General features: G+C 45.3%; 12 protein-coding genes and 1 tRNA gene. All 13 read left to right on the top strand.

Annotated features, from left to right (window positions below; all coding sequences use genetic code 11):
• Position 1 precedes the first annotated feature (1 nt).
• The 13 genes from murB to uvrA all read left to right on the top strand — a co-directional run bounded on the left by murB (position 2) and on the right by uvrA (position 13,746).
• Positions 2 to 913, top strand: coding sequence for a UDP-N-acetylmuramate dehydrogenase (gene murB, locus OCV47_RS05470; RefSeq protein WP_262654242.1), 912 nt, complete (start codon positions 2 to 4; stop codon positions 911 to 913).
• Positions 914 to 937: 24 nt separating this feature from the next.
• Entirely contained in the window at positions 938 to 1,798 is an 861-nt protein-coding gene (gene rapZ, locus OCV47_RS05465) for an RNase adapter RapZ (protein ID WP_262654240.1), read from the top strand.
• A 10-nt stretch (positions 1,799 to 1,808) separates the two neighbouring features.
• The gene (gene whiA, locus OCV47_RS05460) at positions 1,809 to 2,789 is read left to right on the top strand and encodes a DNA-binding protein WhiA (protein WP_256296844.1); all 981 of its coding nucleotides are present in this window, start codon (positions 1,809 to 1,811) and stop codon (positions 2,787 to 2,789) included.
• Positions 2,782 to 3,036 (top strand): HPr family phosphocarrier protein, encoded by a 255-nt coding sequence (locus OCV47_RS05455; RefSeq protein WP_262654239.1) that lies wholly within the window; start codon positions 2,782 to 2,784, stop codon positions 3,034 to 3,036. Before whiA ends, OCV47_RS05455 begins: the two co-directional genes overlap by 8 nt.
• 133 nt (positions 3,037 to 3,169) lie before the next feature.
• Positions 3,170 to 3,242, top strand: a tRNA-Gly gene (locus OCV47_RS05450).
• Positions 3,243 to 3,604: 362 nt separating this feature from the next.
• Positions 3,605 to 4,264 (top strand): amino acid ABC transporter permease, encoded by a 660-nt coding sequence (locus OCV47_RS05445; RefSeq protein WP_256296840.1) that lies wholly within the window; start codon positions 3,605 to 3,607, stop codon positions 4,262 to 4,264.
• Positions 4,245 to 4,919: an amino acid ABC transporter permease gene (locus OCV47_RS05440; RefSeq protein ID WP_256296838.1), complete on the top strand. Its 675-nt coding sequence runs from the start codon at positions 4,245 to 4,247 to the stop codon at positions 4,917 to 4,919. Before OCV47_RS05445 ends, OCV47_RS05440 begins: the two co-directional genes overlap by 20 nt.
• 3 nt (positions 4,920 to 4,922) lie before the next feature.
• Positions 4,923 to 5,693, top strand: a complete 771-nt coding sequence (locus OCV47_RS05435) for an amino acid ABC transporter ATP-binding protein (protein ID WP_317244139.1) — start codon at positions 4,923 to 4,925, stop codon at positions 5,691 to 5,693.
• Positions 5,694 to 5,901: 208 nt separating this feature from the next.
• Positions 5,902 to 6,834: a transporter substrate-binding domain-containing protein gene (locus tag OCV47_RS05430; protein ID WP_262654238.1), complete on the top strand. Its 933-nt coding sequence runs from the start codon at positions 5,902 to 5,904 to the stop codon at positions 6,832 to 6,834.
• A 166-nt stretch (positions 6,835 to 7,000) separates the two neighbouring features.
• Positions 7,001 to 7,537, top strand: coding sequence for a DUF2318 domain-containing protein (locus tag OCV47_RS05425; RefSeq protein WP_262654237.1), 537 nt, complete (start codon positions 7,001 to 7,003; stop codon positions 7,535 to 7,537).
• Between the two features lie 2 nt (positions 7,538 to 7,539).
• On the top strand, positions 7,540 to 8,796 hold the full coding sequence (locus tag OCV47_RS05420) for an urease accessory protein UreH domain-containing protein (RefSeq protein ID WP_262654235.1): 1,257 nt from the start codon (positions 7,540 to 7,542) through the stop codon (positions 8,794 to 8,796).
• A 115-nt stretch (positions 8,797 to 8,911) separates the two neighbouring features.
• Complete coding sequence (gene uvrB / locus OCV47_RS05415; RefSeq protein WP_262654233.1) at positions 8,912 to 10,903, top strand: excinuclease ABC subunit UvrB; 1,992 nt, start codon at positions 8,912 to 8,914, stop codon at positions 10,901 to 10,903.
• Positions 10,900 to 13,746 carry an excinuclease ABC subunit UvrA gene (gene uvrA, locus OCV47_RS05410; RefSeq protein ID WP_262654232.1) on the top strand — a complete coding sequence of 949 codons (2,847 nt, stop codon included), beginning with the start codon at positions 10,900 to 10,902 and terminating at the stop codon, positions 13,744 to 13,746. Before uvrB ends, uvrA begins: the two co-directional genes overlap by 4 nt.
• Positions 13,747 to 13,783 lie beyond the last annotated feature (37 nt).

The raw sequence follows: 13,783 nt of genomic DNA, 5'->3' as shown, positions 1-13,783 counted from the left end.
TGTGAAACAGGAATTTTATGAGAAATTAAGCAAGATAGTGAGAAAGGAACAGATTCTGGAGGAAGAACCGATGAAGAAGCATACGACGTTTCGCATCGGTGGTCCGGCAGAGTATCTGATCCTTCCGCAGACTACAGAAGAGATTGCAGATGTGATAAAGCTCTGCAGACAGGAAGAGATACCATGGTATATCGTGGGAAATGGCAGCAATCTGCTGGTAGCTGATGAAGGAGTACGTGGTGTTGTGATTCAGCTGCTGCGTAATTTTAATCAAATTCAGGTGGAGGGCTGTCAGATCCGTATGCAGGCAGGAGCACAGAACGCTGCAGTGGCAAAGCGTGCACTGGATGCATCATTGACTGGATTTGAATTTGCAGCGGGAATTCCGGGAACTATCGGTGGTGCAGTGGTGATGAATGCAGGTGCCTATGGTGGAGAAATGAAGGATATTCTGAAAGAAGTAACGGTACTGGATCCAAATGGAATGATCAGAACGATTCCGGCAGAAGAACTGGAACTGGGATATCGTACCAGTATCATTGCCAGAAAAGGCTATGTGGTTCTGGAAGCCGTGATTGTATTAAAGACAGGCACTCCAAAAGAAATCAAGGCTGCGATGGATGAGCTGAAAGAAAAGAGAGTCACGAAGCAGCCATTGGAATATCCGAGTGCAGGAAGTACTTTTAAGAGACCGGAAGGCTATTTTGCAGGCAAACTGATTATGGATGCCGGCCTGCGGGGATTTTCTGTGGGAGGTGCACAGATTTCAGAAAAACATTGTGGATTTGTGATCAACAAAGGCAATGCGACAGCTAAAGATGTCACAGAGTTAATGGATGAGACGAAAAAAATTGTGATGGAGAAGTTTGGAGTTGCTCTGGAACCAGAGGTAAAACGGTTGGGGCAGTTCTGATCCTGTCAGGAAAGAGAAGAGCACATGAGATTTGTAATTGTAACGGGAATGTCGGGAGCGGGAAGATCGACAGCCCTGAAGATACTGGAGGACTGTGGATATTATTGCGCAGATAATCTGCCGATTTCCCTTTTGCCGATGTTTGCGCAGTTGATGAATGACAACCCGGATATTACCAAAGCTGCGGTTGGAATTGATATACGAAATGGAAAAGAACTGGATAAGATGGATGGCCAGCTGTCAGATATGAAGGCAGCTGGTTTCCAGTATGAGATCCTGTTTATGGATGCATCAGATAAGACACTGATCAAACGTTATAAAGAAACCAGACGTCAGCATCCGATGGCCGTGGATGGCCGGGTAGAGACGGGACTGAAGGAAGAACGGGCGAAGCTGGCGTTTCTGAAGAAAGAAGCGGATTATATTATGGATACCAGCCAGCTCCTGGTCCGGGAACTGGTTCAGAATATGGATGAGATCTTTCAGCAGAACCGGGAATTTAAAAATATGGTAGTGACAGTGCTGTCCTTTGGATTCAAAAATGGAATTCCGTCAGATGCAGATCTGGTATTTGATGTGCGTTTCCTTCCGAATCCTTATTATGTAGATGAACTAAAGACAAAGACTGGAAATGATAAAGAGGTACAGGAATTTGTCATGAACTGTACGCAGGCAGGAGTATTCCTGGATAAGCTGAGTGATATGGTACAGTTTCTGATACCTAATTATGTAATAGAAGGAAAAAATCAGCTGGTGGTGGCGATTGGATGTACCGGAGGAAAACACCGGTCAGTGACCATTGCCAATAAGCTGTATGAGATACTGAAAGAGGATCGGGAATACAAAGTAAAGATTGAACACAGAGATATTGAAAAGGGAAGGTAAAGGAGCCGTTATGTCGTTTTCCGGAACTGTGAAAGAAGAGCTGGCCAGACAGAAGCTGGGGGCCAGACACTGCCAGATTGCGGAGATCACAGCCATCATCAGTATGTGCGGAGGGATCTCTGTATCGAAAAATGACAGGTTTTTATTGAAAATTCAGACAGAGAATCTGTTTGTGGCAAGAAAGTACTTTACATTATTGCAAAAAACATTTAATATAGAAGTTGAACTTTCTATCAGACAGCATCATGGCAGCAAAAACGGTCGGATGTATCATTTGTATGTAAAAAAACAGGAAGATGTACTACAGATTTTACGCGCTACCGGGCTGATGAAGCCAGATGGAGAAAGTTATATGGATCTGGCAGATGACTTTGAACTGGCGGACAGTGAACTGATTCGAAGAACATGCTGCAAGAGAGCTTTTTTAAGAGGAGCTTTTCTGGTAACAGGGTCTGTCAGCAACCCTGAGAAGTTTTATCATCTGGAGTTTGCCTGTGCATCCGAGTACCGGGCAAGACAGATACAGCAGGTGTTGCATTCCTTTCAGATTGATGCCCGTATGGTACAGCGGAAGAAGTATCATGTGGTTTATATCAAAGAGGGGGATGGAATCGTGGATGTGCTGAATATTATGGAAGCACATCAGGCTCTGATGGAACTGGAAAATATCCGTATATTAAAAGATATGAGAAATTCACTGAACCGTAAGGTCAATTGTGAGACAGCAAATATTTACAAGACGGTAAATGCAGCGGTGAAGCAGATAGAGGATATTCGATATATCCGGGATACAATTGGCTTTGGGGAATTGTCCGAGGGGCTGGCAGATATGGCGGAAGTCAGACTGGCCAATCCGGACGCCACACTGAAAGAATTAGGAATGTTATTGAACCCACAAGTGGGAAAGTCTGGTGTGAACCACCGCTTAAGAAAATTAAGCGAAATAGCGGATGGACTGAGAGGCTGTAAGGAGGAGAAGCATTATGATTAAAAAATCTATCAAAATCGAGTTGCCTAGTGGTTTGGAGGCACGTCCTGTTGCATTACTTGTACAGGTGGCAAGTCAATATGAGAGCAAGATTCACGTGGAAGTGGAACAGAAGCGTGTGAATGCAAAAAGCATCATGGGAATGATGACACTGGGACTGGAAGCAGGAGAAGAGATCATGGTAGAGGCAGATGGCACAGATGAGGCAGTTGCGATTGAAGATATTGAAAAATATCTGAGCACACACTAACAGGAATAACGATTTGAGGCACATTTCAGAAAAAGAAAAGTGCCTCAAAATTTTTTTAAAAAAGTTATTGACAAATAAAGATATATCATGTATAGTATTATTTGTCGCTGAGGTGAGCGACAACATAAGAAATGCGCGAGTGGCTCAGTTGGTGGAGCGCGACCTTGCCAAGGTCGAGGCCGCGGGTTCGAGTCCCGTCTCGCGCTCTTTTTATTTTCACAAAGAGAAAGGGTTATCCGATGGATAGCCCTTTCTTTTTGTGAAAGAAGAGCCCAAGAGGGCTCTTCCAACGTTCGAGGTCTCGGAGGACCTAAAGTCCTCCTCGGTCGGCGCTGAGCATTGGTCCACTGGACCAATAGCGCCGTCTCGCGCTAAAAAATTGTATTCGTTGGACGGAAAAGGCTTTGTGATATATCCTATTGACATAGTAGGAATATGGTGTTAATATCCTTTTATATGGTAGCGTATTAAAGAAGTGGACTGAATGAAAATCAAGTTTAACTTTATTATCATACTATATCATAATATAAGAAAGGAAATGTGAAGAATTTCATAAGGTTAAGAGGCTATGAACTGGGAATTTATTATGAAATATCTGCCGCTTTACGAGAAAGCAGCGGTGCTCACAGTGCGGATCGGCGTGATGGGTGTGGTGATTGCCATCATAGTTGGTCTGATCTGTGCGGCAATTCAATATTATAAGATACCAGTACTGAAACACATTGTTGGAATCTACATAGAGCTGAGCAGAAATACACCGCTCCTGGTGCAGCTGTTTTTTATCTATTATGGATTACCGAAGATCGGTATTCGTACACAGGCGGATATCTGTGGTGTGGCAGGACTGGCGTTTTTAGGTGGAAGTTATATGGCGGAAGCGTTCCGAAGCGGTCTGGAGGCCATTGAGCCGATTCAGGCGGAGAGTGCCATGAGCCTTGGTATGAATCGCTATCAGATGATGCGGTATGTGATTTTGCCGCAGGCGATGTCCATCAGTATTCCAGCATTTATTGCTAATGTGATCTTTTTACTGAAAGAGACCAGTGTATTTAGTGCGATTAGTTTGATGGATCTGATGTTTACAGCAAAAGACCTGATTGGAATGTATTATAAGACAACGGAGAGTCTGTTCCTGCTGGTGGTATTTTATCTGATTATTCTGCTCCCGGTATCGATTGTGGGCAGCATTCTGGAAAGGAGGCTGCGTTATGCCGGATTTGGGGCTTGAAGTATTATTAAAAGGAAAAAATATGATCCGACTGATCGGAGGACTTGGCGTAGCTCTGCGAATCAGCCTGATCTCAGTTCTGGTCAGCATTCCGCTGGGAATTTTGCTGGGAGCGCTGATGAACTGGAAGAATCCGATCACGAAAGCTATTTTACGTGTGTATCTGGAGTTTATCCGGATTATGCCGCAGATGGTGCTGCTGTTTCTGGTTTATTTTGGAAGTACCAGAGCATTTGGATGGGAACTGTCCGGTGAAACAGCATCCATTATCGTGTTTATTTTATGGGGAACAGCGGAAATGAGTGACCTGGTAAGAGGAGCACTCTCCAGCATTCCAAAGCATCAGTATGAGAGCAGTGAGGCGCTGGGTTTAAGCAAAGTGCAGACCTATTGGTATATTATTATTCCACAGACGCTGCGCAGACTGATCCCGTTGTCTATAAATCTGATTACCCGTATGATCAAGACTACCAGTCTGATACTGATGATCGGTGTGGTGGAAGTATTGAAGGTGGCACAGCAGATCATTGAAGCAAACCGTATGTCCAGTCCAAATGCTGCTTTTGGCATTTATCTGGCAGTATTTCTCTTATATTTTCTGGCTTGCTGGCCAATCAGCCTGCTGGCCAAATATCTGGAAAAGAGGTGGAAGTAAACGATGGCAGAAGAATTGCTGAAAATAGAGCATCTGACAAAAAAATTTGAAGATAATATGATTCTGGACGATGTGAGTCTGACTGTTCACAGAGGAGAAGTGATCGTAGTAGTAGGACCGAGTGGTTGTGGAAAAAGTACGATGCTGCGGTGTATCAATGCCCTGGAACCGACACAGGGAGGCTCCATCGAGATTGAGGGACAGCAGATTAGTCAGTCGTCAAAAAATCTGACTCAGCTTCGGCAGAAAATTGGTATGGTATTCCAGAGTTATGAGCTGTTTCCGCATCTTACCGTGTTGAATAATATCCTTCTGGCACCTGCTAAAGTACAGAAGAGAGACAAAGAAGAAGTAAAGAAAGAAGCACTGGAACTTCTGGAGCGTGTAGGACTAAAAGATAAAGCCGACAGTTTCCCACGTCAGTTGTCTGGAGGTCAGAAACAGCGTGTGGCTATTGTACGTGCTCTCTGTATGCATCCTGAGATCCTGCTTTTTGATGAAGTAACGGCAGCACTGGATCCAGAAATGGTACGTGAAGTATTGGATGTTATGCTTCAGCTGGCTGAGCAGGGAAAAACTATGCTCATTGTTACTCACGAGATGCAGTTTGCCCGTGCTATCGCAGACCGTGTTATTTTCCTGGAGGGTGGAAAAATTGTGGAGGATTCTGATCCGGAGATATTTTTTGACCATCCGAAGACAGGAAGGGCAAAACAGTTTCTGAACGTTTTCACATTCGAACATGTAAAACATAAGACGATAAAGAAAGATTAGTTCCTGACACCCGCCTGGTAGAGCGGGTGTTTTTATCATATAGAGCTATAGTTTAAATTTATAGCCAGTTATTATAAAAAAATGATTGACATATTTAACCTAGTAGTTTAGTATGTTATTAACATAAAGCAATGTAGATTTGGAAAAAACATTCTGATCAAACTTGCTTGAGAACTAAATAAATATCATAAAAGAGGAGAACAGTATCATGAAAAAATCAATCGTATTTGCAGCAACTCTTGCATTATCCACTTTATTTGCAACCTCAGCGTTTGCAGCAGACGGATTCCGTACACTGGATGAAATCAAAGAGGACGGAACTATTAACATCGGTGTTTTCTCCGATAAGAACCCATTTGGTTATGTAGACGAGAATGGAGACTATCAGGGATATGATGTTTATTTCGCAAACCGTCTGGGTGAGGATCTTGGAGTAGATGTGAACTTTGTTTCCACAGAAGCAGCAAACCGTATCGAGTATCTTCAGACTGGAAAAGTGGATGTGATTCTGGCTAACTTTACTGTAACACCAGAACGTGCAGAAGAAGTAGACTTTGCTCTTCCATATATGAACGTAGCACTTGGAGTTGTTTCACCAGATTCCAATGTGATTGAAACACTGGATGACTGGAATCCAGATGACCAGATGATCGTTATCTCCGGAACGACAGCAGAAACTTATCTGGTTGAGAACTATCCGGATATCCCATTACAGAAATATGATTCTTATGCAACAGCCAAGAATGCACTGGAAAATGGAAATGGTGTAGCATGGGCAAATGATAACACAGAAGTGATTGCATTCGCAAAACAGAATGAAGGTTATACAGTAGGTATTCCATCGCTGGGAAGTGCTGATACCATTGCACCAGCAGTTACCAAAGGAAATGATACACTGCTTGACTGGATCAATGATGAGATCAAGACTCTTGGAGAAGAAAAATTCTTCCATGCAGATTATGAAGCTACGCTGCTTGATACTTATGGCGCAGACTATGAAGATGAACTGGTTGTTGAAGGTGGCGTAACAGCAACAGATGCAGAAGCAGAGAGCGAGAGTGAAACTGCTGCAGCAGATGAGACAGAAGCTGAAAGTGAAACAGCAGCAGAAACAGAGACAGAATCTGAAACAGCAGCATAAGGAATACTAACATAAGAAATAGCACATAAAAGTGAAAGAAGTGCGGGAGCGTATGACAAAAGCCATAAGATCCCGCATTTTCTTTGTCCGGAATATGGACAGTGCAGAAATCAGGGAGAGAGATCAGAGGGAATTGAGACAAGCGATACAAGGAGGCAAAGAAAAAATGAGAAAGAAAATGATCTATACAATGATGATAACAGGTGTGCTGGCGATAAATCTGACCGGATGCGGGAGTAAAACAGAAAAGCAGGAAGTGACGGCAACAGAGACAGAAATAACACCGGAAAATGACAATGTGCAGAATGAAAGTGAAGATGCTGTGGAAGCAACTTTGGCGGATGGGAACCTGCAGGTTGCGCAGACTTCTCTGGGAGATCAGGTAGCATTTATTGACTATGATTCCAATGGCACTGCCATGCAGGTCATGTTATACAAGGATGCAGATGGAACAGTACATGGAGCGCTGAATACCTGTCAGGTGTGTGCAGGTTCGCCATATGCTTATTTTGAACAGGAAGGAAACGAAGTTGTATGCCAGAACTGTGGCAATCATTTTGCAGTAGAGGCTATCGGTGATGTACATGGTGGCTGCAATCCGGTACCACTGGAGCTTTCAGAAGATGGAGATCAGGTACTGATAGAGACGGCATCTCTTGATGAACAGGCGGATGCTTTTGCCAATTGGAAAAAGGGAATCTAAATATGGATGTAACAACAAAATTTTATGTCAGAGATATGATGTGCAGACAGTGTGAAAAGACACTGGAACATGCAGTTGGCAAAGTAGCTGGTGTGAAATCTGTGAAAGCAGATTATGGAAAAGGATTACTGACAGTTATATATGAAAATGGAATCTGTGCTCCGAATCAGATTGAACAGGCGGTAACTGCTTCTGGGTATCAAAACGGCAAGAAGGCTGGTCAAAAATGGAAAAAGTGGCTGTTGGTGGCAGGAATTCTTATGGCGTTTCTGGTGGGAGAGCGAATGGGGATTATGACTGTTTTTGCTTCTTTCCCACGAGCAGAAGAAGGCGTAGGCTATGTGGCGCTTTGTCTGACCGGACTATTGACTTCTGTACATTGTATGGCCATGTGTGGGGGATTAAGCCTGTCCCAGAGTATGAAGCGCGGAGAACAGAGCAGCTGGAGAAACAGTGTGTTATACAATATGGGACGGGTGTGCAGTTATACCCTGACAGGAGCGCTTCTCGGAGCACTTGGCAGTGTAGTCTCAATTTCTGTAGAGGTACGGGCCGGTATCGGATTATTTGCCGGAATCTGTATGCTGCTGATGGCGTTGAATATGCTGGATCTGCTGCCGTTTTTGCGTAAGATTCATATTCCGTGTCCAAAAAGGATTCAGTCAGGATCGGCTTTTTGGGTTGGTCTGTGTAATGGTCTGATGCCATGCGGTCCGCTGCAGGCCATGCAGCTGGTAGCGGTAGCCTCTGGAAGCGTGGCAGCAGGAGCATTGTCGATGTTCTTCTTTGCAATTGGAACAGTACCATTGATGCTGTTATTTGGACTGGCTGCAGGTACGTTATTGCAAAAATGGCGATCTAAGATGCTGCTGGCCGGGAGCTGCCTGATTTTACTTTTTTCCGTCTATATGATTCAGAATAACAGTGCGCTGCTGGGATTTGGTGTGCCGTTAGCAGGTGGCAGCACAGGAATTCAGGCAGAAAAAAATGAGGATGTACAGTATGTGACCACGACATTAAAGCCAAACGGATATGAAGATATTACCGTAAAAGCAGGGATCCCGGTGGAATGGATCATTGAAGCAGAGGCGAGCAGTCTGAACGGATGCAATAACGAAATTCGCATACCGGAGTATGATCTGGATATAAAGCTGAAACCGGGAGAAAACAAAATCACATTCCTGCCAGAACAGCCGGGGGACTATATCTACAGCTGTTGGATGGGTATGCTCAGAGCAACGATACATGTAACGGAATAGAAAAAAGTACAGAACAAACATTCGATTTGTTCTGTACTTTTTTTATAATGAATGATATACTTGACAGGTAGCAAAAATAAGAGTAAACAGATTAGATTCAATCAGGAGTATTCATATGGATCATTTTGAATTGGTTTCTGAATATCAGCCAACCGGAGACCAGCCACAGGCGATTGCGGAACTGGTGAAGGGCTTTCAGGAAGGCAATCAGTGTGAGACGCTTCTGGGTGTGACGGGTTCTGGTAAGACGTTTACCATGGCGAATGTCATTCAGCAGATGAATAAGCCGACACTGATCATAGCCCATAACAAGACACTGGCAGCTCAGCTGTATGGAGAATTTAAAGAATTTTTTCCGCACAATGCGGTAGAATATTTTGTATCCTATTATGATTATTATCAGCCGGAGGCGTATGTGCCGTCCTCGGATACTTATATTGCCAAAGATTCATCGATTAATGATGAGATTGATAAGCTGCGTTTGTCAGCTACTACAGCGCTGGCGGAGCGAAGGGACGTCATCATCGTAGCATCGGTGTCCTGTATCTATGGACTGGGCAGCCCGGTGGATTATAAGAACATGGTAGTATCCCTGCGACCTGGTATGGAAAAGGATCGGGATGATGTGATCCGTAAGCTGATCGATATGCAGTATGACCGGAATGAGATTGATTTTAAGCGTGGTACCTTCCGGGTACATGGTGATGTGCTGGAGGTGATTCCGGCCAATGCCTCAGAGACGGCTATCCGTATAGAATTTTTCGGGGATGAGGTGGATCGGATCACAGAGTTTGACGTGCTCACCGGAGAGATCCGCAACCGTCTGGAACATGTAGCTATCTTCCCGGCATCTCATTATGTAGTGCCGATGGACAAGATGCTGGAGGCCACGAAGCATATCGAAGAAGAACTGGCAGAACGGCTGGAGTATTTTAAGAGTAATGATAAGCTTCTGGAGGCTCAGCGTATTGCAGAGCGGACGAATTTTGACATCGAGATGATGCGTGAGACGGGATTTTGCTCCGGTATCGAGAACTATTCCAGACATCTGTCCGGATTGGAGCCGGGCGTGCCGCCTCATACACTGATTGACTATTTCCCAGATGATTTCCTGATTATGATTGATGAGTCTCATAAGACCATTCCGCAGATTGGGGCGATGTATTCCGGTGACCGTTCCAGAAAAACTACACTGGTGGATTATGGCTTCCGGCTTCCGTCAGCACTGGACAATCGACCGTTGAATTTTCAGGAGTTTGAGAGCAAGATCGATCAGATCCTGTTTGTTTCTGCAACACCGGGCAATTATGAAGAAGAACATGAGATGCTCCGTGCGGAACAGATTATCCGTCCGACAGGACTTCTGGATCCGAAAGTGGAAGTCCGCCCTGTGGAAGGACAGATTGATGATCTGGCAGGAGAGATCAATAAGGAAATTGCAGCAAAGAATAAAGTGCTGATTACCACATTGACGAAGCGCATGGCAGAAGATCTGACTTCGTACCTGCGGGAGATTGGTATACGGGTACGCTATCTGCATTCGGATGTAGATACGCTGGAGCGTACCGAGATTATCCGTGATATGCGCCTGGATGTCTTTGACGTATTGGTAGGAATTAACCTGCTCAGAGAGGGATTGGATATCCCGGAGATTACCCTGGTAGCGATTCTTGATGCAGATAAGGAAGGTTTTCTGCGTTCTGCCACATCCCTGATCCAGACTATTGGGCGTGCAGCCCGAAATGCAGACGGCCATGTCATTATGTACGCTGATGTGATGACAGATTCCATGAAGATCGCCATAGATGAGACCAATCGAAGAAGAGCGGTTCAGGAAGCTTATAATGAAGAACATGGTATTACACCACAGACTGTCCGAAAGGCAGTCCGTGATCTGATCAGTATTTCCAAGGCAGTAGCCAAAGAAGAACAGGATCATGAAGTGGATCCAGAATCTATGAGCAGAAAAGATCTGGAAAAACTCATCGGCAAGGTAGAAAAACAAATGAAGAAAGCAGCCGCAGAACTGAACTTTGAAGCGGCCATGGAACTGCGGGATAAGATGATTGACCTGAAGAAGCACCTGCAGGAACTGGAGGAAGAATGAGTAACGAAAAAGAAAAAACAGATAGAAAGCAATATATTCGGATTCGTGGAGCGAATGAGAATAATCTGAAGAACATCAGTCTGGATATTCCGAGAAATAAGCTGGTAGTGCTGACTGGACTTTCCGGTTCCGGCAAGTCTTCACTGGCTTTTGATACCATCTATGCAGAAGGACAGCGGCGTTATATGGAATCGTTGTCTTCCTATGCCAGAATGTTTTTGGGACAGATGGAAAAGCCAGATGTGGAAAGCATTGAAGGGCTGCCGCCGTCGATTTCCATTGATCAGAAATCAACGAACCGCAATCCACGATCTACGGTGGGAACGGTAACAGAGATCTATGATTATTTCCGCCTGCTGTATGCCAGAATTGGAACACCTCATTGTCCTTCCTGTGGCAGAGAGATTAAGAAACAGACTGTAGACCAGATGGTGGATCAGATCATGCTTCTGCCAGAGCGAACCAAGATCCAGCTGCTGGCTCCGGTGGTACGTGGACGAAAAGGGGAGCATGTCAAGCTCCTGGAACAGGCGAGAAAGAATGGCTATGTCCGTGCGGTGATTGACGGTCTTACTTATGAACTGTCAGAAGAGATTAAGCTGGAAAAGAATAAAAAGCATACCATCGAGATTGTGGTAGACCGACTGATTGTCAAGCCGGGAATCGAGAAGCGCCTGACAGACTCTCTGGAGACAGTCATGTCTCTGACCGGAGGACTGGTGATGGTCGATGCAGCAGATCAGGGAACATTAAGTTTCAGCCAGAGCTTTTCCTGCCCGGACTGCGGAATCAGTGTAGATGAGATTGAGCCGCGAAGCTTTTCCTTTAATAATCCGTTTGGTGCCTGCCCGGACTGTTATGGACTGGGATACCGGATGGAGTTTGACGAAGATCTGATGATACCGGACAAGTCCCTGAGTATCAAAGAAGGTGCCATAGCTGTCATGGGCTGGCAGTCCTGCAAAGATAAGGGCAGCTTTACCAGAGCTATTCTGGATGCACTGGCAGAGGAATATCATTTTAGTCTGGATACTCCATATCAGGAATATCCTCAGGAGATCCGGGATATTATCATTCATGGAACAAACGGACATGAGGTGGATGTGCACTACGTGGGACAGCGGGGAGAAGGTGTCTATCATGTAGCTTTCGAAGGACTGATAAAGAATGTGGAGCGCAGATACCGGGAGACCGGATCAGAAAGCTCCAAGGCAGAGTATGAGACTTTTATGAACATTACGCCTTGCAAGACCTGTAAGGGACAGCGTCTGAAAGCATCCTCTCTGGCAGTGACCATTAATGACAGGAATATTTACGAAGTGACCACACTGTCTATTGATAAATTACAGGAATTCATGACACATCTGACATTGACGAAGCAGCAGGAGCTGATCGGGAGACTGTTGTTAAAGGAAATACGATCCAGAGTGAAGTTCCTGATGGATGTGGGTCTGAATTATCTGACTTTGGCCAGAAGCACCGGAAGTCTGTCTGGTGGAGAAGCCCAGCGTATCCGTCTGGCCACCCAGATTGGCTCTGGGCTGGTTGGCGTGGCCTATATCCTGGATGAACCTAGTATTGGTCTGCATCAGCGAGATAACGATAAGCTGCTTGCTACGTTGAAGAGTCTTCGTGATCTTGGCAATACCCTGATTGTGGTAGAACATGACGAAGATACGATGCGGGAAGCAGATTATATCGTAGATATCGGACCGGGAGCCGGTGATCACGGCGGAGAAGTGGTGGCTGCCGGAACGGCAGAAGAACTGATGGCCTGTGAAGAATCGATAACAGGAGCTTATTTAAGTGGCAGACTGCAGATTCCGGTACCGAAGGTACGAAAAGAGCCAACCGGATTTATCAGGATCGTGGGAGCCAGACAGAACAATCTGAAGAACATTGATGTGGAGATTCCACTGGGAGTACTGACCTGTGTAACCGGCGTATCCGGCTCCGGTAAGAGTTCGCTGATCAATGAGATTCTCTATAAGAGTCTGGCAAAGACACTGAACCGTGCCCGGACTATACCGGGAGCTCATGATAGGATTGAGGGAACGGATCAGCTGGATAAGATCATCAATATTGACCAGTCCCCGATTGGGCGTACGCCAAGATCCAACCCGGCGACCTATACCGGAGTCTTTGATGCCATCCGTGATCTGTTTGCAGCTACGGCCGATGCCAAGGCCAGAGGCTATAGCAAAGGCAGATTCAGCTTTAATGTAAAAGGTGGAAGATGTGAGGCCTGCTCAGGAGACGGTATCATCAAGATCGAGATGAACTTCCTGCCGGATGTCTATGTACCGTGTGAAGTCTGCCAGGGACGTCGCTACAACCGGGAGACTCTGGAGGTCAAATACAAAGGAAAAAGCATTTACGATGTGCTGAATATGACAGTGGAAGAAGCAGTGAAGTTCTTTGAACATGTGCCATCTATTCGAAGAAAAATAGAAACATTGAATGATGTGGGATTATCCTATATCAAGCTGGGACAGCCATCCACCCAGTTATCCGGCGGTGAGGCACAGCGTGTAAAGCTGGCCACTGAGTTGAGCCGCAGGAGCACCGGAAAGACCATCTATATTTTGGATGAACCGACCACCGGACTGCATTTTGCCGATGTACACAAGCTAATAGAGATTCTCCAGAGACTGGCCGATGGCGGCAATACGGTAGTTGTCATTGAGCACAATCTGGATGTGATCAAGACCGCCGATTATATCATCGATATGGGACCGGAAGGTGGAGACGGTGGTGGGACTGTCATAGCCAGAGGCACGCCGGAAGAAGTGGCAAAGAGTCCAATCTCCTATACTGGAAAATATATTAAGAAATATTTGTAGTAAAACATGAAATGAGCTGTGCATCTCGCACAGCTCA

The sequence above is a fragment of the Muricoprocola aceti genome (assembly GCF_025567005.1).
Taxonomy (GTDB): Bacteria; Bacillota; Clostridia; order Lachnospirales; family Lachnospiraceae; genus Marvinbryantia; species Marvinbryantia aceti.
This window is presented reverse-complemented; position numbering and strand designations above follow the sequence as displayed.